Origin of the sequence: Nocardia sp. XZ_19_231, assembly GCF_015355705.1 — a bacterium.
Taxonomy (GTDB): Bacteria; Actinomycetota; Actinomycetes; order Mycobacteriales; family Mycobacteriaceae; genus Nocardia; species Nocardia salmonicida.
In genome coordinates, this window is the sequence record NZ_JACUZI010000009.1 from 52,253 (window position 1) to 74,015 (window position 21,763).

Below are 21,763 nucleotides of genomic sequence, written 5' to 3' on the forward strand. Positions count from 1 at the left end.
ACGAGTGTGGACCCTTTCCGAGGGGACGAAGATGCTCGTATTCTTGAACAACAGCCGCAGGTCACCTCCTGGGAAGGTCAACCATGCATCCGCCGCGCTCGCGGACTCCGAATTCGCTGCTTGCACAACGGATTGCGGAACGCGGTTGGACGCAGCAGGAGACCGCGGACCGAATCAATGCCGCCTATGCCGCCATTCACAACCGCCCGGGTCGTTACGACGACGAGTCCATTCGGCGCCTAGAACGGGGGGATGTCAGTTGTCCTCAACGCCCGTACCGTGTGGCTATCGAGAAAGCGTTCGGCGTGCCGGTGACGGAGCTGGGATTCCGTAGTCGCCGCGCACGTTCGGCAAACACTGAGGAGGATGACGTGCGGCGGATCGACTTCCTTCGCGGCTTGGCCGCGATGGGGGGGAGCGCTCTGCTGGCCGGCGGACTGCAGGCCACTTTGAATGATGCCATCGTGCATACCCCAACACCTCGGCTGATCGGACCCGAACACGTCGAGGAAGTCGCGCGCATCGCCGAAGCCGTGCGCCGCGCCGACAACCTCGGCCACCCGTTCGCGTGGGAGGTGATGGCCGCCCAAGTCCGTCGAGCCGTGACGCTGCTTGAGAGTGTCAGCGCGCATACAGTGAACTTGAACCTCAACGCGGCGGTCGCCGCGCTGGCAGACGCCGTTGGGTGGGCACATTTCGATGCTGGCCAGCACCGAGCAGCGGATAGATTCTTCCGGATCGCCCTTCACTGCGCCGAGCAAGCTGGATCGTGGTGGCTCCGATCGGATGTTCTGAGCGACATGGCTCGTCAGGCCATCTACCTCGGCCAAGCCGACGAAGCACTTACCATCCTCGGCGCGGCCAAGGTACGCGAAGACCGGATCTCGAGCCTTCGCCGCGCGAACCTTGCTGCGGTTCAAGCGCGGGCCTTTGGCGCCATCGGCGACGTTCGTGAAACTCTTCGGGCTGTCCGTGACGCTGATGAGCACTTCCATGATGCAGCCGCCGACCGCGACGAGCCCGACTACGACTCGTTCTCCGACTATTTCAGCTTCGCCCAGCTCAACGGCGACACTGCACACGGACTGTTCGGCATCGCCCTTCACGGACACGCTGTCGACGAGACCCGCCATCGGCTGCGCGTCGCCGCCGACAACTACGGCTCCGACTGGAGCCGATCACGGGCATTCTGCCTTGCTCTCGACGCTGCCCTCGCTCTACGAGGGTCAGACCCCGAAGAGGGTGCCGCCCTGGGCCAAGCCGCCGTCGCCGCGGCCACAGGCATCGGATCGGCACGTCTAGCTGCGAACTTGGAGCAGATCCACACCGCAGCTGCGACCCACGATCACCCCGAAGTCAAAGCGCTGCGGGCAAAGACCGCATCGCTGATCATTCAATAAGGAAGGACCGGGCCGATGACCGCGATGTACGCAACCAGTGCCGAAGTTCAGCAGGATCTCACCGATCTGTGCAGTACCTTCGGCATCACCATCGAGAACACCGCGCCCGCACTCCTGTACGGCACAGCGACCGAGCCTCGGGCCGCGCTCTCTCAGCTGCGTGACGCACTGGCCACCACTATCTACCGCGAACGCAGCGTTCGTATAGGCGATGAAGAGTCGTACCTGACGGTGTTGGACGCGATAGAGCGAACAATCACGATCAAGATCCGGCGCAACCTCACCTGATCGGCGCGGAATACCTGCCCGACATCGGCATCGCTCTGTCGAATCGTGATGTCCCTGATCTTAGAGCTGTTCCCACACACCGACGGTCGTGTAGGTTCGATCCCGATTCGGCTATGAGGGGGACGCTGTGCGGTTCGTGGTGGGGGTGGCTGTCGCTCTAGTGGTGACGGGGATGACGACGAGTTGCGGAAGCTATAAGGGGCCAGACTCGGCCGCGGATCGAGATCTCGCTGCGGCTGCAGTCCTTGCCGTGAGCGATCTGCCGAATAAATGGCCCGCAGTCGGCAGTCCCCAGTCGGGCACGGATCAGGGTGCTGACCAAGGTATCTGGACTCAGGACCTGTTGACATGCCTCACGGTGGAGCCGTCCAACGCAGGTCCGGTTACAGCATGGGCGACCTCGCCGACCTTCGCCGATTCGCCTTACGGCGCAGGCTCGCGAATCGAGCTGACGACGACAGCGGAGATCGCGAAGGCCCGCTTCGATACCCTGAGCAAATCCAATGTCACCGACTGCCTGCAGAAATCGCCAGGGTCGGTCTGGAAGCTGGGTGACCCCGAGCCCGCAGATCCTGTCCAGAAGGTAGAGCGGGTTGCCCGGCTGGAATTCCCGCCGTTCGGCGACCAGGTCAGCGCTTTTCGCGTGAAGGTGACCAAGGCCCACGCCGCTGGGCAGATCAACGCAGGTAAGTCATGGACTGCTGTGATCGACCTGGTGATCGTACGAGCCGGACGATCGTTGGTGCAGATGGCGTTCGGCGGCGGCGGCGGATCCCTGCCCACCGAATGGGAGCAGAATATGACTCAGACGGTCACCGACCGCATCGTGAAGTCGACTGCGACTTCGTCTTAGTCGCCGACCTCGCGCGGGAGGCCGCGAGAGGGCCGCTGTAACGCCAGCTCAGGGTCAATCGGCGCGGTCAGCGTCACCGTCGACCACACGTAGCCGTGGGCGGGACATCGAGATACCGAAGCCCTCGGCCACCGCACGGTCCAGGTGCAGCATCCGCTGATCGGTACGGTCGCGGCAGCTCTGGGGGCTGTCCCTGCACACCAGGAACGTCCCGCCGCTGTATGGGTCGTCGAGGATCTCGACTTCGCGTTGCAGCGCGAACCAGTCCCGCCCGATGTAGCCCTGGTGGTCCTTGTCGCACAGCACGCAGATCGGCACGGTCCACCCGTGATCGGACAACAGCGCGGTCAGCGCCCGGTCCTCGCTCGCGCGCGGCGTGGTCATCCAGCCGCACATGCACACCGCGCGATGCCGCTTGCCTACCGGCAAGAAACCATTTGGCAGATGAACACGCGCCACGGTGGGGGTCATCCGATCACCCGCGACCAACGTTCATGTGCCGATTGGCGAGTCATCCTGGCCGCCTTGCCGATCGCCTCCCACGACGCGCCCTGTTCGCGAGCGGACCGCACAGCCGCAGCGAGCCGGGACTGCACGTCGTCGGCTTCGTCTGCGAGATACCGCACCTCGGCGGTGCCGCGGGTCGGCGCGATGTGGGCCTCCCACTCCTGCATCAGCACGTCCTGAACGTCCTCGTCGAGATCCGCGGCCTCGCTGTAGATCCGGCGCAGCTCCGGAGCGTGATCGGACGGATCGGCGACCCGAGTCCACAGCTCCCCACCCCAGCACTCGCGCCCGTCGCGGGAGCAGACCGGACGCCACCCCACCACCTCGGCGTCGCCGCGCGTCTGCCATTCCGCGACAGCCAACATGATGCCGTCCGCCCCGGTGTCCGCGATCGGACCGGCGCTCCAGGCGCCGCCGCTGCGGCCGTCGGCGAACTCGTGCGCTACGTAGCCCTCGTGCTGCCCGTCGTCTGTCTGCCTGCCCATGATCTCCCCTTAAGTCGTTGTCAGGATTTCCTGACAGTCTATCAATTGTCAGGAAATCCTGACAGTATTTCGAGCGAGAACGGATCAGCTCCTTTGTCAGTCATAGTCTGACATTGTCAACACGTCAGGCTTAGGCTGACAGTATGGAAACGAACGAAGATGACCGCTTCTCCTACAGCACCGCCGCTCTTGCGCGACTGGTCCTCTCCGATGAACTGCGCGAGCTGGCCGCCGGCGCCGCCAACCTGATTTCGACCGAGAGCGATGACGGATGGCATCCCGGCGAAGTCGTTGAGGCCGCCGCGCGCCTGGTCGATCAGGCTCAGTCCGTTCTCACGCGCGCGGTGATCTACGAGCGGGAACGCCACAGCTCCTGGGACCGCATCGGCGAAGTCTTCGACATCTCGCGCCAGTCCGCGCACGCGCGCTACAGCGACGACATGGGCGAATGGAAGGAAGCCCTGCACGAGCCGTTCTACGAACAGACCGGCCGGATTCGCAATCTGCGGCTGCCCGATGCAGCGTTTCGGCCCACGGAGATCGGCCAACGACTCGACAGCTGGGTGCGAGACCATGGCTTCGACGGTGGCGACCACCCGGTCACCGGCGGCCTGCCCGAACTGAGCGTCACCGCGGAACTGGGTCAGGTCCTCGAGGCCATCAACCGGCTGTATCGGAACCCGTTCGACAAAATCGACCAGGGCAAGCGCGCCCGAATGCTGGAGCGCAAGGCATCGCTACTCGACCGGATCGCCACCGAGGAAAACCGCCCTGAAGCTGTCCAGATGGCGGCCGAAGCGCGCGCGCTGGCGGCCGAGCTGCGCGTCGACAAGGACGGACAACACCTGCGGGCGGTGGTCGACGAGTAGCAGCTCCCGGGGTTGGCGGCGCGACGCCCTTCCAAGGTGCTCAATCGCAGATTCCGAACGCATTGAATGCGACCTACTGCAGGGGCTTCGAAACACGAAATAACCACGGCTGCAACGCTTTACAGAAGAATTGTCAATACTTGCGGTGCTATCCTTAGTTCAGGAAAACCGACGAAAGGACACAAATGGCCAAGCCGCTGAACAGCCCAATTCCGAAGTCCGTCGACAGTCGATATGAAGTAGCCTTCGAGGCGCTGGGATCTCTGATCGGGATCGCCAGCAACGACGAAGGCGCGGCCAAAATTCGGGCCGCACTGGGCATCTCCGCCACGGCATCTATCGATGCGGTCGTCCGGGATTGGGATACGCGCCGTGACGCGCTTCATCCCGACGATAGCGAGGCCATCGACCAGGTCTTTCAGGTCGACGCGCCAATTTTGCGAGCCGCGATCGGTCAGGCATCAGCGAGCGAGTCGTGATCAGTTCCAACCCTGCCGACAATCTCCTCGCCCCAGACGAAGCGCAGCGAATTTTCGACAAGGAGATTTTGCCCAGATTGCTTCGGAACGTGAGGGTTGGAGTCGACCGTGAGGAGCGGCCGATCGCCATGCTCCTCACTGCTCAACCGGGTGCAGGGAAAAGCACCATCGCGCGGCGCATCCAACAGGTGCGGGCGCTCGATGATCCCATGGTGTTTTTCGATGCTGACGGATTCCGTCCCTACCACCCGAAGTACGCCGAAGCGAAGGCTCATTCCTGGGAAATCGAAGACGCCGTCGTTCTCGGTGACGCCCGCCGCTGGTTCGAGATGGCGTTCGATGCACTCACCGAGAAGGGCGTCGATTTCATCGCTGAAACCGGAATGAGGCCAGAGGTAGCGGACAGGTATCTCGACCGACTCGCAGATCCGCCAGCACCCACCGAGCCCTACCGGACCGAAGTCGTCATCCTGGCGACATCGCCGGGCGAGAGCCTGCTGGGCATGCTCGATCGCTACAACGAGGCGGTCAAACAGATCGGGTACGGCCGGTACCCGGGCGAGATTGAGCACAATCAGCGACTGGCACGGCTTCCCGAGCTCGGCGACCAGGTAGACGCCGACCCGCGAATCAGCGGCCGCCGGATCTATCGCCGGGACGGCCTGTTCGACTACAACAAGCGCGATCCCGAAACCGGCGCGTGGTCCTCAACTGAACCCACCCGAAGCGTCATTGCCCGGGCGCAAGAAACACGACTCACTCTGCCCGAGTCGAGGGTGTTCACGGACAAGCTCGAGCAACTCGCCGCCGAGCTCGGACCGGACTGGGTGTCCCAGATCGAGAACGTCAAACAGGCGGCTGCGACGATCATCCATCCCGCAATTTCGATCGACCCCGCCCTGCTGGAAGCGCTGGGCGCCGTGCAGTCGGGCCACGAAGTCGCCCCCGGCCAAGCCAGCAGCGAGAAATCGGTGACGGAGCGAGAAGCACCGTTCAGCGATCCCACGGTTGGTTTGGAAGCAGGCGATGCGGGGGCGGGCATATAGGCCGTCGTGGCAACTGAATCAGTCCGCCACACAGAGACCGAACCAGAACGGGACCTCGCGTATGAGGTCCCGTTCTGCATGTGTTCGGCCCATCACTAGCCGTTCACATTGATATTGCTGGTCCTTCGCTAGTTGCTTTCGCGTGTTCGATCCAGCACGGCGCCATCGGCGAGTTCTGGTGTGCGTGGTGTGTAGTCTCCCGCCGAAGACCGAGTGGCATTCGCCGGAGGCGCCCGCCGGATGCTCAACGCCACGGCGATGTCTCGGCGGAGTTCGTCCTCGACGACGTAGGTGGGAGCCTTCGCGCGCCGCCGCCGGCCGAGATGGCGGTACTCCCACCTGGCGGCTGCCGGGACTCGCGCCGTCGATCGGGCCAGCCCCGATCCTGGGTACAGTCGAAGTCGTGACTGAGCTTGACAGCACGATCGACGCCATCAGCCGCGCAAGCGTCCACGCCACAACCGCCCTGCTGACCGAACACGGTGCCGCGCCCGCCCCTCGGATTTACCTGCTCGACTCGGCCCGGCCCCAACCACTCACCGGCTACATCACATGTCGTCCGTACCGGCGCGGGCGGGATGCTCACGCTGCGATCACTGGCCTGGGTGCGGGTGCGCGCGCGAGTGGAGCCACTCATGTCGTCGTTACCTGGGAGGACGCCGACTTGATAGCCTCGATCAGCGGGCCTGGCGATTACCCTCACGGCCTTGCGATACTGGCCGCAGACATTGCCCACCACCGCCTAACCCGCCACCCCTTCACGCCGAACTTGAACTCCCCCAACCGGAGCGGTGCACCCACCGTCACCCCGGCTTGGCACCGTCCGGACACCATCGAGGCTCACCCGCTACCACCCTGCATCAGCACTCTCCTGCAAATTTGGCGCACCTTCCCCGTCCCCGATGACGCCCTCGAACAGATGACCAGCGCCGGTTACACCATCCGACAGACCCCCGCATCGCCTGCATGCGTGTGACATGACAGGCGCCGCCGAGCCGCACGCTGGCCCGGAGGAACATGCGCGATTCAGCCGCTGGGTCAAGGACCAAGCGTTCAGTCTTCAGGAAGGCCTCGACGAGAGGCTGGCCCGTCTCGCCGCCGCGGAACGTAACCTCGACATTGCGATTTACCTGTTCCATCAACGACTTCACACCACACCCGCACTAGCGGCGTTCGGCAAGTCGTAGCCCAGCTCCTCATCCACGACCGCCACGCTCGTCGGATTCGGGGCGCTATCGGACGCCGCGACGGCCGAGGGTGATGAACGCGGTGACCATCGACAGCGAGCCCGCGCCGAAGATTGCCACACCTTCTAGGGCGGCGCCGTGGTCGGCGAAGTGCTTCGCAGTCAGTGCCAGGATCGCCACGCTCGCGAGCCCGCACAGCGGGCCCAGGGCGTCCAGTCCCACCGCACTCAACCGGATCCGCCGATCGTGGCGCGCGTCACGCTCGAACACGGTGAGGATGCGGTCAACGGCTCCGGGCCTGGCCGATTCCCATCGTTTCAGGTCCGCAGGCGCGGGTAGGTCGGTCCAGCGGGTCGGTGCCGGTGTGGTGGCCGACTGCTGGCCGCCGTTCGACACCGCGGCCGCTCGCGCGATTCCGGTCGGGGGCACGGTCAACTCCTCTGCGTGTGGTGAATGTGGCAGAACCGTAGAGGCTTTCGGCGTGGCAGCGTGTCAAACCATCCAACAGCGCAGTTCACCGCGAGCCCGTCAACGGTGCCGACGCGGGGACCAGGCGCCACAGCGGACCCGGCGCGACGTCGATGATGGCGCCGGGGCCGATCTCGGGATGCCCGCGCCGTGACGGATCGACCTCGAAGCGCCGCATGGGCGGTCGTACCGCCGATCTCGATTCGCGTTTGGCCTGCGCGAATTTGGCCTCCCACGATCGGCATCGTCGGAACCCCGATCTGGCAACGCGCAGCAGGGGCTCAGACTTCAGAGCCTGTACCCGGCCTGCTGACCGAACTGCTCGTCACCCAGGCCGGAGACCTTGCCAGGGTCGAATTCCCGCTCGTCGTCGACTACTCCCAGCGTGTCGAGGTGATGCTGCTGCCCATCTCCGACATGTGGGAGCTGCGCACCGATGCCGACCGAAAGCGCGCCCTTCAACTCGTGCGTGAGTTCGGCACCCGGGCGTGATCTGCCAGTTCGCGCACTCATATCGTTGCTTCGCTAGTGGCTGTCGGGCGTTCGATCTCGGCCGCGACGCCATCGGCGAGTCCGGGTATGTGCGAGGTGTGGCCGCCAGATGCACGCCGCGCGGCTTCGGTTGGTGATGGGCGGCGGATGCTCAGTGCCGCGGCGATGCCCTGGTGGATGTCACCGGCTACATCGTTGGTGGGGCCTGGTGCTGGCTTCTCGGCGAACTGGTCGGTGAGATCCATTTCGCCGGTGATTCGCAGTTTGGCCTGGTGACGGGCGCGGTGCCGAAGCGGCGAAGCGGCAGTTACGTTTCGGAATGCAACAGCGGATCGAACTGCTCGACCCAGGCGCGCTGGGTCTGGTCGACGCCGAGCCGGGCAACCACATCGCGGTCGTGGGCCTCGGAAGCGCGGGCCTGCACCATGATTCGGAGACCGCAGTGGGGACGGGCCTCGAACTGATGCTCAACGCTGATGACTTTGGCTGCGAGGTCGTCGTTGGGACCAGCGCCGTAGAACTTCAATGTCTCCCCGACTCGAGGCACAGGCCCGGGGGCCCGGACTTCGAGGCTGACGGGGTCGTGGTCGTCGTCGACCGCGATGTACAGCAGGTAGTCCACGGGGGCGGGGTCGCCTAGGCCGCTGACGGGCTCTCCGTCTTCGACCGGTGCACTGACCGCCTCCGGAATCTCGCCGTCGCTGCTGCCAGGTGTCCATGCTGCAGTGACGAGCTCAGCGGTTCGCCTGCCCTCGTTGGGGCGGATGCCGAGGGCGTCGCCGTCGCCCCGCTCCAACTGCTTCACTACCCGGCCGACCTCGGATTTGCTCACGGCCAGGGCGCTGGCGGTAGCGCGCACCGACAGGCTGCGGGCGCGGCACACGGCGATCGCTTGGCGTGTGACGCGGGCAAGCGCTTCGGCGATTGGCCGGTGGTAGCCGCGAGCTCGATCCAATGCGGCCGCGGCTGCGGCCACGTCGACGTCGCGATCGACGGCATAGTCGTCGGCGAAGATATGTCCCATGTAGGGACAATATCCGTCCCATTCTGGGACAGTCAAGGCGCGACGGACGCAGGCTCGATGTATGTCTACGGAAGTCGCAGGTAGGCGCGTTGCGCCTGAACTGGCAATGGCGGGGCAACTGAACTTTGCACTGTCCATATGGCTGGCAGGCTGAACTTTCGGATGGCGTTTCACCTTCCATTGTGGAAGGTCTGCCCAGTTCTAAATCCCCCATCAGGTATGTGTCCGATAATGACAGTTATCGGACATGTACCCCCCAAAACCCCTGCTAGAACACAGTTTCCGTGTAAAGTCACCCATGGCGACCGGGGGAAACGGTCGGTGGCCATCGCTACGCTGCACGAAACCGCAGCTCAGCCACCGATATTCAGGAGAACGTCGTGACAGACCCCTTCAGCAAGATCGCTCTCGGTGCCGATGCGGCCCCTGCCCCTGGCGACGCCGAACTCCTGGGACCGATAGACCCTTTCGACATCCCTGCCGTCGAGGCCGCCTACGCGGCCACGCTGCCGGTGACGCCGACCGCTCGGGTCTGGACCGATCCGACGAACCCCGACGCCGGTGAGACCGTCACGGTTACCACCGGGCCCGCCCTCGACCTCGCCACCTGGACCCCGGTCGGGCCCGTCCTGCACCAAGGTCGCCTGCCCGACCACTACGAAGACGCCGACATCATCGCCGCCGCCGACGATTCGCTCGCTGCCGCAGGATGGACCGTGACCGAATACTGGGTCGCCGACTCGTTCGGCTGGCGCGCCAGTGTCGGCCGCATCGCGATCCCCACTCTTGCGTGTTGATGGCCCGCTCGATCTATCGCACTCCGCTCAACGACACCCACCGATCAGGCACCGCTCTCAGGGGGACGACCGTGACCGATGCACTCAATCCCGACGACCCGGCCGACATCGCGCCCTGGTCGCCGGAGTCCCTGTTCTCCGAACGTCACAGTGACGCAACCGGTCCGGATCTGGGGCAGGTTCCCGGCAACGAGCTGCCGACCTTCTCGGCTGCCGGTTCAGGGCTGGCCGACCGATGACCGGTCCTACCGGCGCGATCGCGCGGCCCTGCGCCTGCTCGACATGACCGGCCCCCACTCAGGCGCAGGCACGCTCGGCGAGTCCGGGCGCGACGATGCCGTGCTTCTCGATCGGCGCCAGATCGCCCACGCGTGTGACCAGATCGTCCCCACCGTCGAATTTCTCCGAGAGCCGATAGGCCAGTGGGGTGGTCTGCGCGGCGGGGCCAGGCTGTCGGCGGCCCAGCGTGCCTACCTCGGCGGCCACGCCCTGGCGATCCTCGACACCGTGCTGATCGACCTCGCCGCGGTGCGCGCGCGGATGGCCACCGCGCTCGCGGTGCCATCGGGCCCGCTCCCGGACCCCGGCACCGACCCGTGGCCACCACGCGACCTTTCCGAACCCGCCCGGTACGTGGCCCGGGACTACGAGCGAGCCGCCGCGCAGCTGCGCTACATCTCGATCTCGCTGGACCAGTGGGCCGCTCGCACCCCCGATCACTACAACGAGGCCGCACGGACCAGCGCCGGGGTGCGCGCACTGGACTACCTCGACAGCCATATCGTCGGGTTCGGGCTGGTGCGCGCGGCCCTGGCCGCCGACCTCGCCGGGCCCGATCCCGCGAACGCGCTCGGACTCGACGCCATCCCCGTCACGCGTCACCCCATGCCCACCACCCCAGGAGAGCCCACCTCATGACCGACCCCATCACAGCCTCTACCGCCAAGCTGCGCGAATGGCTGATCACCGGCGCCGACCTCGCCGAGGGCCGACACCAGCGTGCCGCGGTCGAGCTTCTCGATTTCGCCGGGCTGCTCGACCGTCGCGGCCTGCGCGCCCACGTCACCACCCGCCTGGTCACCGACAGCGACGACAGGCACCACCTCATCGCCCGCGTGGACTGGACGGCGCTGGCCGCCGCCGACATCGGCCCGCTCGGCGGCACGCAGCGCCGGTTGCTGGACCTTGCACTCAGCCTCGGCGGCGGGATCCGGGTCGACCTGCGCTTGGTGACCAGCGCCGAACTCGGTGACGCCCACGCCCGCGCCGTCCTGGCTGCGGTCACCCGGGCCCTCGGCCTGGCCGACGATGTGCAGATCACTGACACCCCTGCCTACCTCGAGCGCGAACGCAAACGGCAGGAACGGCTTGCCGAGTTCCTCGGCGAGACCGGATCGGCGGCCAGGGCATGAGCATCCTCGCCACCGCGCGGGCGGCCCTGATCGAAGCTCAGATCCCGGCCACCGCCGTGCTGGCGGTCCATCCCCGATGAGCGCCGAGCCCGGACGGCTCCGCTCGGTCGCGACCGGCGGCGATCACCCCGACCTGATCGCCGCCGACGCCGCGCGCACCCACTACGCCGCGGCCGCGACCCCCGCCGCCACGACCCGGGCCTACTCCGAAGCATGGGAGGCGTTCCACACCTGGTGTGGCACCGTGGATCTGGTATCGCTACCGGCCGACCCGGTCACCGTCGAGCGGTACATCGCCCTCGGCGCCGTGCGCAAGGACCTCGCGGCGTCGACGCTGGCGGTGTGGATCGCCGCGATCGCCGACCGCCACCACGATGCCGGCCATCTCGACCCGACGACCGGCGAGAAGGTCCGCGAGGTCCTGGCCGGAGTCCGCACCACCCAAACCCTGGCCGGACGCGAAATCGACCAGGCACCAGCAGCTGATCACCCGGTCGTGACCGCGATGATCACCACCGCCCACATCACCGCGGTGACCTGGCCGGAACGGGTCGCCGCCCGCCGCGACATCGCGATGATCCTCACCGGCTTCTCCATGCTCGGGCGCCGCAGCGAAATCGCCGCTCTCACAGCGTCGGACCTGTCGATCACCACCGGCGGCGGCGAACGGCTGCTGAGCATCCGACGGCGTGGCAGCAAAGCCAACCGGGAAAAGATCACCCGTATCTACCGCCGCGCCGGATCCGGTCCGGCGCTGTACTGCCTATGGTGTGGGCTGCACCGCTGGCTGGTCGTGCTCGACGCCCGCGACCGTGCTGCCGACCGCGAAGTCCGGCGTCAGAAACGCCACCGGCACACCACCATCGACCAGGCCGCGGTCAACCGGGCCGTGTCGCTCGCGGTCCAACGGGCACTGATCATCGACGTCGCCGACCCGCACACCCACCGCTGCGCGCAAGCGTGGCCCGAACTGGCAGACCCGCACACGCCGCTGTTCCGGCCACTGGCCAAGGCAGGCCCACCCCTGGACCGCGCCATCTCTGACCGCCAGATCGCGCGCATCATCAAAACCCGGGGTGCTGCCGCCGGCCATCCGGACCTGCGTGGACATTCTCTGCGCGCCGGTGGAGCCACCGAAGCTTTCGCGCGCGGTGCTTTGCTCACCGACGTCATGGCCCTGGGTGGGTGGCGCAGTGCCGCCTCGGCCATGCTCTACGACCGGGATGGCGAACAGCGCTCGGCCCGAGTCGAACTAGGTATTTAATTCTCAAAGTAGGAAGGGTTGCGCCCCCAGGCAGCCAAAATCGGAATCAGCTGGGCGGCGCGGCGCCCATCCTCACTCGGCGGGCTTGTCTCCCGTGGCGGGCTTCTTCGCGGTGGTGGACTTCTTCGCTGTTGGCGCAGCCTTCTTCTTCTGCGGCGGCAGTGTCTTCGGTGCCGGGTCCGAACCTGGTTCCGCGAGGGCCGGGCGGAGAGATGCGCCGCGGTCGAACAAGGCCGTAGCGAAGGCCTGGCGGAAATATGCGCTGGGGTCGAAGTTGGCCGCTGCGAGGGCCTGGCGGACCTCTGCGCCGGGGTCGAAGTTGGCCGCCGCGGCGGCCTGGCGGAAGTACGAGATGGAGTCGAGACCGGCCGCCGCGACGCCCTGGCGTAACCCTGCACCATGGTCGAAGGTGACCGCCGCGAGGGCCCGGCGGATATCTGCGGCTTCGTCGACCGCCGCGTCGCTGACCTGAGCGGCGAGATACTTCCGGGCCAAGCCGAGGTAGGTCTGGACGTCGACCAGATGAAACTCGCAATCGGCCTGCTTCTTCATCTCTCGAACCAGCTCGACGCGAGGCATCGTGTAGTGGCCGTCGCTGAATACCCAGTCCGGCTTGGTTTCGTTGGTGACAAGAAGTACCGGCAACCCCCGGCTGGATGCTTCGTTGATCGTCTGCTTCCATACCAGGAAGTCCCCGATCGCCCGCTCACCTTTACCAACGTCGGCGTAGCCAGGCGGAATGTGCCCCGCGAGGCGGATTTTGTGCTCTTTGTGGGCTGCGGCGGCCTCCTTGTCACCGAATGCAGCACCGATCTTCCCGTCGAAGAGCTCGCCGAGCTGTGTGAGAATCGGGTCCGAGTCCGGGTGGGCATCGAGGTCGATGGTGATGCCGACGGTTCCTTCGATCTCGCGGATCATGGTGTCGACAGCAGCGCGCACGCCGTCGCGGACGTCGGCCGCGACCTTCTGGTCGAGCCCATGACGGTGGGCGTGGTGAGCCGCGATCGCCACCAGCTCCGCAATCGGCTTGGCCATTTGATCGTTGATCACGTCTCGAATGCCTTGACGGTCCGCTATCACCGAGGCCCGCCGGTCGTGGAATTCCTCACCGACTCGATTCGGGATCCAGAGCCGCTCGCCCAGGAGTTCCAGAGCGGCGAAGTACTCCTCGCGGGTGGGGTCGGTGAACCGGTACAGGTCCAGGACAGCGTTCGTGTCGAGCACGACCAGGCCCTCGGTGACGAAATGTCGAAGGTCGTCGTCGGTCGGCGGATAGTAGCCCGCGAACTCGGTTCGGAACGTGGACCTTTCGGCTGCGGCCTTCGAGTTCTTCTTTGCGCGAGGAGAGTTCGGCATTCGGCCAAGAGTACGGTCGGTGGCGCGCATCCCCGCCGCGGGGTTCGGATCTCGCACATGTCGATCCCGACCCAGGTTTGGTGGCTGGCGTCTTCGTCAATGCCCACCGCCTTGTCTGTGTCGACCTGCTGTAAGACTGGATCGCGATGACCGACACACCTGACGGGCGGGACGCCGAAACCGACATCGACCCGGCCGTCGCCGAACTGGACCGAATCCTTGCCCGGGTCCAAGGCCTACGGCCTGAACACGATCGGGAGTGGACACAGTTCGCGTGCTGGGCGGTCGCGAACGGGCACCGGGTGCTTCCGGCGACGGCGCAGGTGCTGCTCGCCTACTTCACCGCCTACCCCGGAACCCTGACCACCCAACGCGGCCGCGCCACCGCGGTCGCCGCCGCGCACCGCGCCGCACGCCGCGAATCCGGTGACCCGCAACCGGTCCCGAGCACGAAAACGCTTCTCGGCCTACCGTCACCGACTGAGGCCGAGTCCGTGCGCCGCGTCCTGAGACCACCGCGCGCCGAGCGCCTCGCCTGCCACCGCGCCCGAGTCGAGTCCGTGTTGCCGCACCTGCCGGTCACCGGCTGGCCTGACGCCCTGACCGCCCGCCGCGACGCGATCATCCTGCACCTGGCGGCGGCGGGGCTGTCCTGGGACACCATCGCCGGGTTGCGCCAGTGTGATGTGATCCTGGGCGACACCGTCGTGATTGTCGGCAGCCAACCGCTGGTGGAGTTGACCGCGACCGGCCTGCCCATCACCTGTCCGGTCGCGGTCATTCGGCGCTGGGCCACGGTGCTCGCCTACGCGCCGCGCGCCACCGGCCACATCGAGCTCGAACGCCTCCTCACCGCTCCGGACGACATGACCGAACCGATCCACCAGCTCCTCGCCGAATGGGCCGACCAGCCCTTGCTTACCCGATTCGACGGGCGCGGCTTGGCGGATGGCGTGGTCGACGAGCTCGACCCACTCACCGGCGCCGAGGTCGCCGAGATCGTCGCCACACGGATGGCTTTCGATATCCCCGCCGCCACCGTCGATCTGGACCCGGACTACTACGCACGCGGCCTCGCCGCCCGTGCCCGTGCCCGCGAGATCAGCGACGACCTCGACGAACTCTTCGCCCGGCTCGACGCCATCGCCGACCCTCTGCTCGACCTCAGCCGCGAGTCAATGCGAACCCAAGGACTCACCCCCGAGTAGCTACAGAGGCCCCAGACCGATTGCCACAGATTGATGTCGAATTGATCTGGAGGCTGATCGAGGAACAGCCCGACATGGAAAGTTCGAAGACTTCAGCGACTAGAGATTGTGCGCCAGGGCCCCCGCACGCTGCGGGGAGCAGGGCGTGCTGGAGGCCATCCACCCGCCGCGCGATGAACGGCTCAGAGTTTGCCGCCGACGGAAATACTAGACAGCGGGCGTGTTCATGGCTCGCCCGGAAATATCAACTGGTGAGGGATTCGACGGGCGAACTAATTTAAGCATTCGATCGCAGAATGATTAGTGGGATAATTCTACTCCGCACCGATCGGGATGGGCATTGAATCCTATTCTTTGCCTGGCTCGATGGGCGTGGCTGGTGTCCGATATATTCTCTGAAATCGTCTGGCGTAGTCCTATTCGGCTCGTACCGTATTCGGACTGGCGGCACCTGACCTGCGCTCTTCGGTCAGTGAAATCTCTCGGCGCGTGATGGGTGCGAGCGTGACCGCCCCGAACCGTCGAGCGCGCGTATAGCGTCCTTGACCTGCCGATTATGCGACTCCGAGCCTAGAGGCGGTAGCGAACGCATCGCCTCGCGACGAGGGAAGTCTCAGGACTGGGGGATGCTTACGTCCGACTCGGGAATCGGCCTATTTCCGGTCCGAACCTGCCCGTGAATGAACTGAAATCAATTCATTGAAATATCTGTGGATATAGGTTTGCTGAACAACTGGGCGGCGTGGTACAGCGCGTGATCACGGCTCACCCTCACGTCGGGGGTGGGTCGCCGGAGGGTCGCCTCCGTCAAAGTAGCTGGAGGTGTGCTAAACCACATGAATTTTGGCGTGGCGCATAGACTCTTGCTTTATCTGGGTTTAACGTTGTAGCCGTCGGGCCCGCAAGGACCGAAGCACCACCACATGGCGCTGCCCCCACCTGTTACCGCAGGTGAGGGCAGCTATTTCGTCCATCCGTCCGAGCATGCAACTCTGAACTATGGAGCACTAATGAGCGTAACGCCAACGAGGGAGAACTCCTACCCTCAACCGCCCGAGTCGCCCGACAACCACCCGCTGCTGGCCCTCGGTCTGGCCGTTGCCCTCGCCACGGCCGCCGGTGTGCTGGTCGGGTGGGAAGCCGCCGTCACCGTCTTGGTCGCGGTCTTGGGCCTTTTCGTCGCCTACCGCAGCTCTATCAAGGGGTAGGCAGTACTGAGACGTCGATGCGTGCCCTCACTTCCTTCGGGCGGTGAGGGCACGCCGATGACACTGCGGACAGCCAAGATTGGCGACGTCCACATCCGCATCTACTCGCGCTGGGATCAGATCCGCGAAAGTCTCGCCAAGCGGTTCGGCTGTCAACCCTAGCGGCGACCGCAATAATTCCGACTCATCGGCAAACTACCTTATCCGGAGAAGGTTTGATCTTGTTGGGGCGGAAATTTTCCGACAAGGGCAGGCGGGGGTAGTAGCGAGGAATCGGGCCGCAATGCGAATCGACCTGGCGTTCGCTGCCCGCCTTCGGGCGTGGGTGGCGGTGTTCGCGGCCTACGGTCGCGCAGCTGGTCCGCCGGCGCGCCCATACAGAGCGGCGGGCCCGACCAGCCGCAGCAACTCGAGCTCAACGCCCAGCCGGGCGTGGACGTCGCGGGCTGCCATCGCCGAGGTGATCGCGGCGAGGCCGTAGCTGTCGACTAGGTCGCGGATCGCAGTGGCGGTCTCGCCGTCGCCGCGGCGATGTGCGGCGTGCAGGAGGTCGACCTGCTCCAGGATGTGGTCGTCCTGGTCGGGAGTGTCGCTCACAGCGCCGACTCTACTGCGGCGCCGGAAAGTCGTCCGAATTGCCGGGAACTGAAAGCTATCTCGCTACGTCCAACCAAATATGACTCCCGACGATCGCGAAGCACTCACCGAGGCCGGGCACGATCCTGACGACTGGCGGGTGCAGCTACGCATGGCCGCGGTGCGCGTCGGCCTCGAACAGCTACGCGCGAGAGGCGGCGCGTCATGCGGACCTTCTTTCTCGCATTCATCACGCTCCAGTGAGGATTCGGGTGTGTGGCACCCTGGCGTGGTGGAGGGGATCGTCGTCGAACAGGTCGTTGGGGAGCCCGAACAGTTGCGTGAGCTGCTCGCTAACCTCGATGCCCGCCACCGGTTGCGCGACAGCCAGTTCGCTGCACCGCATCGGCTCGCCGACGGTACTGATCCGCGCGTCATCCGCCTCGTTGCTGTCCGCGCCGACCACCTCGAAGGCTTCCTCGCCGGAACCCCGCGCACCGGGCACATCGCGCTCGTCGGCGTACTGCACGAAGGTGGCGGGGTTGGCACCGCACTGATCGACGCCTTCGCCCGTCGGTCCCGCGCCCTAGCAGCGCGTGAAATCACCGTGGTCCTCGATACCGAGCCACACGGTCGCTGGCGGCGCCGCGCCTTCTTCCACGCACGCGGGTTCAGCGCATCCCCGGGCAGCAACCTGCACTTCCATCGTCGCCTGTGATCCGATCGCGAGCACGAACCGGCGCGGACACGGTCTTGACGGCGAGGTCCCCGGCGCCCGCTAGGTCGCGGACTAGCCTGAGAGGGTGGATCTCGCGATCCCCAAGCCAATGCTGGCCAGCTCCGGACAGTTGCCACCGCCCGGAGCGCGCTACGCCGCGGAATTCAAGGTCGATGGCGCGAGAACCCTGACACGCTGCTCGCCCGACGGAACCATCTTGCTGGCCAGCAGGACGCTACGTGACACCACGAGCAGCTACCCCGAGCTCGTCGACGCACTACGCACCGCCGCACACGGGCGCGGCCTGGTCCTCGACGGTGAGGTCATAGCCCCCGACCCCACCACCGGGAATGTGCCGTCCTTCTCGAGATTGCAGCGTCGACTCCATGTCGGGCGGCCCTCGAAGTCCCTGATCGCCGCCATCCGTGTCGAGTACGTCGTGTTTGACGTCCTCGCCGACGGGGTGCCGATCCGGACCTTGCCCTACCGCGAGCGTCGGTCACTGCTCGACGATCTCGGCCTCGACGACGGCGACCGGGTCCGTGTCCCTCCGGCGTGGCTTCTCACCGAGCACGACCCCGGCGAGCTGCTGCTCGCGGCCGCGGCCGGACATGCCGAAGGTCTGGTCAGCAAAGCGCTGGAATCCCCCTACGAAGCCGGTCGCCGGTCGCGATCATGGATCAAGGCAGTGCTCAGGGAGAGTCTGGACGCAATCGTGCTCGGCGCCATTCCAGGTACCGGACCCAACGCCGCAACCTTTGGCGCCCTGGTCCTGGGTGGCTACGACGCCGAAGGTCGGATTCGCGTAATAGGCACCGTAGGCAGTGGTTTCAGCGCAGCCGCACGCCACCACATCCGTGCCGCCTTGGATCAACTGCGTCGCGACACCAGCCCGGTCGCCGACCCGGTGCCCGCACAACTGTCGCGGGCGGCATGGTGGGTAGACCCAGTGATCATTGCCGAAATTCACCATCGTGAAGCCAGCGCCGCGGGCCTGCGGCACCCCTCATTCAAGGCCATCCGCACAGACAAACTTCCCAGCGAGATAGGTCTTCCCGGCGAGCCCGCCGGAGACACCGACCAACACTGAACACCGGCTTGTTCGGGGGCCGCGCGCCCCGGTGTACGAGTACCCGCCCACCTGGACTCTTGAGGATCCGGTCATCCGCGCCGCCAACGCAGACCTGCAGCACCAGCTTGCCGAACTGCTGTTCCCGCACACAGTGTGCGGACGCGCGTGCGGGTCAGGCTCCTCGCGTGTAGTCCTCGTGCCACTGCTCGAGGACCGACAGCGGCCAGTAGAGGCGATACAGGACGCGGTGCGGAGCGGGGAAGGGGGCCTTTTTCGGCCCGCCGCGCGCCATCCATCCCGAGACAGTGCGCGAGGGGATTTCGGTGATCGCCTCGACACCGGCGATGTCGACCCACACGTCCCCGTCCGGCAGTTCCGGCAGGCCGAGGAGGCGACCGGCGGGAGGCTTCTCACCGCTGGCGCGGGCCTGGCGGATCTGCGCGGATCGGTCGGCCAGGTCGAGGTCTTCGACCGGGCGGGTTCGGGTCGGATCGACCGGCATTCGGAAGTCGCTTTCTGTCAGTGCTTCACAGCGTCGACGACGAGTCTAGGACAAGTTTGCAGTTCCAAAACTGTAGCAGTATGCCGAGTCGCGTTGTACAGTTTTATTACTGCACAGTTTTGAAACTGCAAGGAGCTTTCATGTCCCGACGTGACTCGACCACTGCGCCCTACTGCCCCTGCCCCGCCACCGAGCCCAGCCACTACGAGGGTCCTTTCGTCTGCGACTGGCACGACAGCGACGACCGCCTGTGGTTCGCCGATGTCGCCCTGGTCGCGGCTTTCATCGGCGAGTCGGTCCGTGCCGACCTGCTCGGGCACACCCTCGATGCCGAGACCTTGTGGGACGTCGCCGATGACGGCTTCTACGGCTGCGTCAAAAACGTCGCGGTTCTGGACCTGCACAACGTCGCACGCGTCCTGACGTCGAACGGGGACTTCACGTCGGCGCCCGACGCCGAGGCCCGCGCGTATCGGCTGGCCGCCGAGCTGGTCGAGCACTTCTGCGATCCCAGCCCGCTGCTGCTCGAATGGCACATCCAGCAGGTGATCACCACGCCCTGGCACTCCCGTCGCCATGCACGTAAGGCGTTGCGACGCTTCCTGCTCACCCACGGAATGAATCCCACCAACCCCGACCACATCGAAGTCCTCGACTACAACCGCCGTCACGGCACACACACGCCTCAGCTGAGCTGTGGCACCTACCAGGTCTACCTCGGTGTCACCGGTGACGGGTCGGGTCACTACGCCCCCGCCGATGTCACTCGTTCGGTGTGGGAGGTGCTCGGTTCACCCCGCCGGTTGACCCGTGCGGAGTCAGCGATGCTGACCTACGCCAACAGCAACGGGCTGGCCGATCTCGAGACGCACTGGCGCCACACCGTGTCCGCCGTGCTGGCCGAGATGTCCGACCTCGCGATGGGCGTCTGAGATGAGCTTGCGGTCGACAGTGTTCTTCGCCGGATGGGGCGGCGACAGCCAAGGATTCGACGCTGTCCCCGGTGTCACGACCAGCCTGGCGGGCAATCACAACCCGATCTGTGTGGAGGTCCACCAGCTCAACTTCCCGGACGCCGACCATCTGCCGCCCGGCGATGTCCGCAAGATCGACCTGGCGAAACTGCCCTATACCGAGCTGTTTTGGGCGTCGCCGGCGTGCCCGGCGTGGACCGACGCCGCGGGCAAGAAGCGTCATTTCGATCAGTCGAACCAGTACACGCTCATCGAAGACACCACCCTCGGTGAGCTGGTCGAGGACCCGGCCGAGGCGCGCTCGCGGGCGTTGATCGAGCAGATCCCCCGCTATCTGCGGGCGATGGCCGGGCGCGGTACACCTGTGCTGGGCGGGGTGATGGAAAACGTGATCCAGTGCCGCCGGTGGGACAAGTGGGCCGAGTGGCGGCGCTCGATCGAGGAGATCGGCCCCGGCTACGAGGTCGCCGTCATCGCGCTCAACTCGATGCACGCGATGCCGCGCGTGTGCTCCCCGGCGCCGCAGTCACGAGACCGCCTGTACGTCATGTACTGGCTGAAAACGTTGGGCCGCAAGCCTGATCTGAACAAGTGGTTGCGTCCGCGCGCCTTCTGCGACCGCTGCGACAAGGTTGTCGACGCGATCCAGTCCTGGAAGCAACCCGGCGTCGAGATGGGCCGTTATGGCGCTCACGGCCAGTACGTCTACCGGTGCCCGTCCAAGACCTGCGCCTACCAGGTCGTCGAACCGTTCACGACCCCGGCATCGGCGGCGATCAACTGGGATCTGGACCCCGGCCAGAAGATCGGCGAGCGCACCAAGCCGTTGGCGGCCGCGACACTCGACAGGATCCGGATCGGGCTGCAGAAGTACGCGGGCGAGGCGATGCTCAGCCCGGCCGGTGGGACCTGGCGCAAGGCCGCGACCCCGTTGTCGGAGCCGATGTCGACTCGCACGACCCGCGAGACCGACGGGCTGGTGCTGCCGCCGATGCTGGTGCAGACCAGCAAGCGATCCACCCAGCACGCCCGCACCACGGCGATGCCGATGCCGACGCAGACCACGCGCCGCGAGCTCGGGGTGACGATCCCGCCGTTTCTGACCTCACTGCGCGGCGGCGGCTCCAAGAAGCTGATCTATGGCGTCGACCAGCCGTTGGCGACGTTCTCCGCCAGCGGGTTTCACCACGGCCTGGTGTCGCCTCCCGGCGCCGAGCAGGTGCGGGAGGAGCTGCTGGTGCCCTACTACCGCACCGGGGTCACGCGGCCGGTCACCGACCCGATGGGCACCTTGACCACCCGCGATCGGTTCGGGTTGCTCGGTGTCGATCCGGATCGGCTGCTCGCCGAGTGCACCTTCCGGATGCTCTATCCCGACGAGATCCGCGACGGCATGGCTTTCCGCTCGACCTTCAAGCCGATCGGCGACAAGCGCACGCAGGCCGCCGGATACGGCAACGCGGTCACCCCGCCGACAGCGGAGGTGCTGGGTTGCGCACTGGCCGAGGCCATCACCGGCGAGACCATCGAGCGTTTCGCCTCCTGAAAATGGCGGGACCGGGGTGCCATTAACACCCC

General features: G+C 66.0%; 28 protein-coding genes. 18 read left to right on the forward strand and 10 right to left on the reverse strand.

Annotation, left to right across the window (positions count from 1 at the left end; genetic code table 11):
- The first annotated feature begins 83 nt into the window (after positions 1–83).
- The 3 genes from IBJ82_RS29300 to IBJ82_RS29310 all read left to right on the forward strand — a co-directional run bounded on the left by IBJ82_RS29300 (position 84) and on the right by IBJ82_RS29310 (position 2,541).
- Positions 84–1,400: a helix-turn-helix transcriptional regulator gene (locus IBJ82_RS29300; protein WP_194829225.1), complete on the forward strand. Its 1,317-nt coding sequence runs from the start codon at positions 84–86 to the stop codon at positions 1,398–1,400.
- A gap of 15 nt (positions 1,401–1,415) precedes the next feature.
- Positions 1,416–1,688 (forward strand): hypothetical protein, encoded by a 273-nt coding sequence (locus IBJ82_RS29305; protein WP_194829226.1) that lies wholly within the window; start codon positions 1,416–1,418, stop codon positions 1,686–1,688.
- Positions 1,689–1,938: 250 nt separating this feature from the next.
- Positions 1,939–2,541 (forward strand): hypothetical protein, encoded by a 603-nt coding sequence (locus tag IBJ82_RS29310; protein ID WP_194829227.1) that lies wholly within the window; start codon positions 1,939–1,941, stop codon positions 2,539–2,541.
- 54 nt (positions 2,542–2,595) lie between these two features.
- On the opposite strand, the gene IBJ82_RS29315 is transcribed toward IBJ82_RS29310, so the two are convergent.
- Complete coding sequence (locus IBJ82_RS29315; protein WP_194829228.1) at positions 2,596–2,925, reverse strand: hypothetical protein; 330 nt, start codon at positions 2,923–2,925, stop codon at positions 2,596–2,598.
- Positions 2,926–3,008: 83 nt separating this feature from the next.
- Positions 3,009–3,533 (reverse strand): hypothetical protein, encoded by a 525-nt coding sequence (locus tag IBJ82_RS29320; RefSeq protein WP_194829229.1) that lies wholly within the window; start codon positions 3,531–3,533, stop codon positions 3,009–3,011.
- A gap of 143 nt (positions 3,534–3,676) precedes the next feature.
- Between IBJ82_RS29320 and IBJ82_RS29325 the strand changes: the two genes are divergently transcribed.
- The 4 genes from IBJ82_RS29325 (at position 3,677) to IBJ82_RS29340 (ending at position 7,114) form a co-directional block, all read left to right on the forward strand.
- Positions 3,677–4,402: a hypothetical protein gene (locus IBJ82_RS29325; RefSeq protein WP_194829230.1), complete on the forward strand. Its 726-nt coding sequence runs from the start codon at positions 3,677–3,679 to the stop codon at positions 4,400–4,402.
- Between the two features lie 185 nt (positions 4,403–4,587).
- The gene (locus IBJ82_RS29330; RefSeq protein ID WP_194829231.1) at positions 4,588–4,881 is read left to right on the forward strand and encodes a hypothetical protein; all 294 of its coding nucleotides are present in this window, start codon (positions 4,588–4,590) and stop codon (positions 4,879–4,881) included.
- Positions 4,878–5,927 (forward strand): zeta toxin family protein, encoded by a 1,050-nt coding sequence (locus IBJ82_RS29335; RefSeq protein WP_194829232.1) that lies wholly within the window; start codon positions 4,878–4,880, stop codon positions 5,925–5,927. The genes IBJ82_RS29330 and IBJ82_RS29335 overlap by 4 nt, the downstream gene beginning before the upstream one ends.
- 977 nt (positions 5,928–6,904) lie before the next feature.
- The gene (locus tag IBJ82_RS29340) at positions 6,905–7,114 is read left to right on the forward strand and encodes a hypothetical protein (RefSeq protein WP_194829233.1); all 210 of its coding nucleotides are present in this window, start codon (positions 6,905–6,907) and stop codon (positions 7,112–7,114) included.
- 45 nt (positions 7,115–7,159) lie between these two features.
- Here IBJ82_RS29340 and IBJ82_RS29345 read toward each other — a convergent pair whose 3' ends face one another.
- The 5 genes from IBJ82_RS29345 to IBJ82_RS29360 all read right to left on the reverse strand — a co-directional run bounded on the left by IBJ82_RS29345 (position 7,160) and on the right by IBJ82_RS29360 (position 9,098).
- Positions 7,160–7,543, reverse strand: a complete 384-nt coding sequence (locus tag IBJ82_RS29345; protein ID WP_194829234.1) for a hypothetical protein — start codon at positions 7,541–7,543, stop codon at positions 7,160–7,162.
- A gap of 85 nt (positions 7,544–7,628) precedes the next feature.
- Positions 7,629–7,760 carry a hypothetical protein gene (locus tag IBJ82_RS35140; RefSeq protein WP_255533103.1) on the reverse strand — a complete coding sequence of 44 codons (132 nt, stop codon included), beginning with the start codon at positions 7,758–7,760 and terminating at the stop codon, positions 7,629–7,631.
- A 110-nt stretch (positions 7,761–7,870) separates the two neighbouring features.
- Complete coding sequence (locus IBJ82_RS29350; protein WP_194829235.1) at positions 7,871–8,095, reverse strand: hypothetical protein; 225 nt, start codon at positions 8,093–8,095, stop codon at positions 7,871–7,873.
- Entirely contained in the window at positions 8,092–8,319 is a 228-nt protein-coding gene (locus tag IBJ82_RS29355; protein ID WP_194829236.1) for a hypothetical protein, read from the reverse strand. The genes IBJ82_RS29350 and IBJ82_RS29355 overlap by 4 nt, the downstream gene beginning before the upstream one ends.
- Before the next feature lie 62 nt (positions 8,320–8,381).
- Positions 8,382–9,098, reverse strand: a complete 717-nt coding sequence (locus IBJ82_RS29360; RefSeq protein WP_194829237.1) for a hypothetical protein — start codon at positions 9,096–9,098, stop codon at positions 8,382–8,384.
- 380 nt (positions 9,099–9,478) lie between these two features.
- On the opposite strand from IBJ82_RS29360, the gene IBJ82_RS29365 reads away from it, so the two are divergent.
- From IBJ82_RS29365 to IBJ82_RS29385, 5 genes are all read left to right on the forward strand, one after another.
- On the forward strand, positions 9,479–9,895 hold the full coding sequence (locus IBJ82_RS29365) for a hypothetical protein (protein WP_194829238.1): 417 nt from the start codon (positions 9,479–9,481) through the stop codon (positions 9,893–9,895).
- 71 nt (positions 9,896–9,966) lie between these two features.
- The gene (locus IBJ82_RS29370) at positions 9,967–10,134 is read left to right on the forward strand and encodes a hypothetical protein (RefSeq protein ID WP_194829239.1); all 168 of its coding nucleotides are present in this window, start codon (positions 9,967–9,969) and stop codon (positions 10,132–10,134) included.
- A 43-nt stretch (positions 10,135–10,177) separates the two neighbouring features.
- Positions 10,178–10,813 carry a hypothetical protein gene (locus IBJ82_RS29375; RefSeq protein ID WP_194829240.1) on the forward strand — a complete coding sequence of 212 codons (636 nt, stop codon included), beginning with the start codon at positions 10,178–10,180 and terminating at the stop codon, positions 10,811–10,813.
- Entirely contained in the window at positions 10,810–11,307 is a 498-nt protein-coding gene (locus IBJ82_RS29380; protein ID WP_194829241.1) for a hypothetical protein, read from the forward strand. Before IBJ82_RS29375 ends, IBJ82_RS29380 begins: the two co-directional genes overlap by 4 nt.
- Before the next feature lie 76 nt (positions 11,308–11,383).
- Complete coding sequence (locus IBJ82_RS29385; protein ID WP_194829242.1) at positions 11,384–12,571, forward strand: hypothetical protein; 1,188 nt, start codon at positions 11,384–11,386, stop codon at positions 12,569–12,571.
- Between the two features lie 72 nt (positions 12,572–12,643).
- Here IBJ82_RS29385 and IBJ82_RS29390 read toward each other — a convergent pair whose 3' ends face one another.
- Positions 12,644–13,927, reverse strand: a complete 1,284-nt coding sequence (locus tag IBJ82_RS29390; RefSeq protein ID WP_194829243.1) for a PIN-like domain-containing protein — start codon at positions 13,925–13,927, stop codon at positions 12,644–12,646.
- A gap of 146 nt (positions 13,928–14,073) precedes the next feature.
- Here IBJ82_RS29390 and IBJ82_RS29395 point away from each other — a divergent pair, with 146 nt between their 5' ends.
- Positions 14,074–15,135: a hypothetical protein gene (locus IBJ82_RS29395; RefSeq protein WP_194829244.1), complete on the forward strand. Its 1,062-nt coding sequence runs from the start codon at positions 14,074–14,076 to the stop codon at positions 15,133–15,135.
- A 1,010-nt stretch (positions 15,136–16,145) separates the two neighbouring features.
- Positions 16,146–16,343, forward strand: coding sequence for a hypothetical protein (locus tag IBJ82_RS29400; RefSeq protein WP_194829245.1), 198 nt, complete (start codon positions 16,146–16,148; stop codon positions 16,341–16,343).
- A gap of 342 nt (positions 16,344–16,685) precedes the next feature.
- Here the strand turns inward: IBJ82_RS29400 and IBJ82_RS29405 are convergent, their stop codons facing one another.
- Positions 16,686–16,940, reverse strand: a complete 255-nt coding sequence (locus tag IBJ82_RS29405; protein WP_194829246.1) for a hypothetical protein — start codon at positions 16,938–16,940, stop codon at positions 16,686–16,688.
- 79 nt (positions 16,941–17,019) lie between these two features.
- On the opposite strand from IBJ82_RS29405, the gene IBJ82_RS29410 reads away from it, so the two are divergent.
- Positions 17,020–17,637 (forward strand): hypothetical protein, encoded by a 618-nt coding sequence (locus tag IBJ82_RS29410; RefSeq protein WP_194829247.1) that lies wholly within the window; start codon positions 17,020–17,022, stop codon positions 17,635–17,637.
- 85 nt (positions 17,638–17,722) lie between these two features.
- Positions 17,723–18,727: an RNA ligase family protein gene (locus IBJ82_RS29415; RefSeq protein ID WP_194829248.1), complete on the forward strand. Its 1,005-nt coding sequence runs from the start codon at positions 17,723–17,725 to the stop codon at positions 18,725–18,727.
- 154 nt (positions 18,728–18,881) lie between these two features.
- Here the strand turns inward: IBJ82_RS29415 and IBJ82_RS29420 are convergent, their stop codons facing one another.
- On the reverse strand, positions 18,882–19,211 hold the full coding sequence (locus IBJ82_RS29420) for a hypothetical protein (protein ID WP_194829249.1): 330 nt from the start codon (positions 19,209–19,211) through the stop codon (positions 18,882–18,884).
- Between the two features lie 140 nt (positions 19,212–19,351).
- On the opposite strand from IBJ82_RS29420, the gene IBJ82_RS29425 reads away from it, so the two are divergent.
- The gene (locus IBJ82_RS29425) at positions 19,352–20,143 is read left to right on the forward strand and encodes a hypothetical protein (RefSeq protein ID WP_194829250.1); all 792 of its coding nucleotides are present in this window, start codon (positions 19,352–19,354) and stop codon (positions 20,141–20,143) included.
- A gap of 1 nt (position 20,144) precedes the next feature.
- Positions 20,145–21,731, forward strand: coding sequence for a DNA cytosine methyltransferase (locus IBJ82_RS29430; protein ID WP_194829251.1), 1,587 nt, complete (start codon positions 20,145–20,147; stop codon positions 21,729–21,731).
- The last annotated feature ends 32 nt before the right edge of the window (positions 21,732–21,763 follow it).

Excerpts from the sequence above, each read along its gene's own strand:
- IBJ82_RS29350 (WP_194829235.1), bottom strand. The coding sequence starts at position 8,095 with ATGAGTGCGCGAACTGGCAGATCACGCCCGGGTGCCGAACTCACGCAC.
- IBJ82_RS29325 (WP_194829230.1), top strand. The coding sequence starts at position 3,677 with ATGGAAACGAACGAAGATGACCGCTTCTCCTACAGCACCGCCGCTCTT.
- IBJ82_RS29340 (WP_194829233.1), top strand. The coding sequence starts at position 6,905 with ATGACAGGCGCCGCCGAGCCGCACGCTGGCCCGGAGGAACATGCGCGA.
- IBJ82_RS29390 (WP_194829243.1), bottom strand. The coding sequence starts at position 13,927 with ATGCCGAACTCTCCTCGCGCAAAGAAGAACTCGAAGGCCGCAGCCGAA.
- IBJ82_RS29330 (WP_194829231.1), top strand. The coding sequence starts at position 4,588 with ATGGCCAAGCCGCTGAACAGCCCAATTCCGAAGTCCGTCGACAGTCGA.
- IBJ82_RS29375 (WP_194829240.1), top strand. The coding sequence starts at position 10,178 with ATGACCGGCCCCCACTCAGGCGCAGGCACGCTCGGCGAGTCCGGGCGC.
- IBJ82_RS29420 (WP_194829249.1), bottom strand. The coding sequence starts at position 19,211 with ATGCCGGTCGATCCGACCCGAACCCGCCCGGTCGAAGACCTCGACCTG.
- IBJ82_RS29320 (WP_194829229.1), bottom strand. The coding sequence starts at position 3,533 with ATGGGCAGGCAGACAGACGACGGGCAGCACGAGGGCTACGTAGCGCAC.
- IBJ82_RS29355 (WP_194829236.1), bottom strand. The coding sequence starts at position 8,319 with ATGGATCTCACCGACCAGTTCGCCGAGAAGCCAGCACCAGGCCCCACC.
- IBJ82_RS29380 (WP_194829241.1), top strand. The coding sequence starts at position 10,810 with ATGACCGACCCCATCACAGCCTCTACCGCCAAGCTGCGCGAATGGCTG.
- IBJ82_RS29305 (WP_194829226.1), top strand. The coding sequence starts at position 1,416 with ATGACCGCGATGTACGCAACCAGTGCCGAAGTTCAGCAGGATCTCACC.
- IBJ82_RS29410 (WP_194829247.1), top strand. The coding sequence starts at position 17,020 with ATGACTCCCGACGATCGCGAAGCACTCACCGAGGCCGGGCACGATCCT.
- IBJ82_RS35140 (WP_255533103.1), bottom strand. The coding sequence starts at position 7,760 with ATGCGGCGCTTCGAGGTCGATCCGTCACGGCGCGGGCATCCCGAGATC.
- IBJ82_RS29395 (WP_194829244.1), top strand. The coding sequence starts at position 14,074 with ATGACCGACACACCTGACGGGCGGGACGCCGAAACCGACATCGACCCG.
- IBJ82_RS29400 (WP_194829245.1), top strand. The coding sequence starts at position 16,146 with ATGAGCGTAACGCCAACGAGGGAGAACTCCTACCCTCAACCGCCCGAG.
- IBJ82_RS29315 (WP_194829228.1), bottom strand. The coding sequence starts at position 2,925 with ATGACCACGCCGCGCGCGAGCGAGGACCGGGCGCTGACCGCGCTGTTG.
- IBJ82_RS29360 (WP_194829237.1), bottom strand. The coding sequence starts at position 9,098 with ATGGGACATATCTTCGCCGACGACTATGCCGTCGATCGCGACGTCGAC.
- IBJ82_RS29425 (WP_194829250.1), top strand. The coding sequence starts at position 19,352 with ATGTCCCGACGTGACTCGACCACTGCGCCCTACTGCCCCTGCCCCGCC.
- IBJ82_RS29430 (WP_194829251.1), top strand. The coding sequence starts at position 20,145 with ATGAGCTTGCGGTCGACAGTGTTCTTCGCCGGATGGGGCGGCGACAGC.
- IBJ82_RS29385 (WP_194829242.1), top strand. The coding sequence starts at position 11,384 with ATGAGCGCCGAGCCCGGACGGCTCCGCTCGGTCGCGACCGGCGGCGAT.
- IBJ82_RS29300 (WP_194829225.1), top strand. The coding sequence starts at position 84 with ATGCATCCGCCGCGCTCGCGGACTCCGAATTCGCTGCTTGCACAACGG.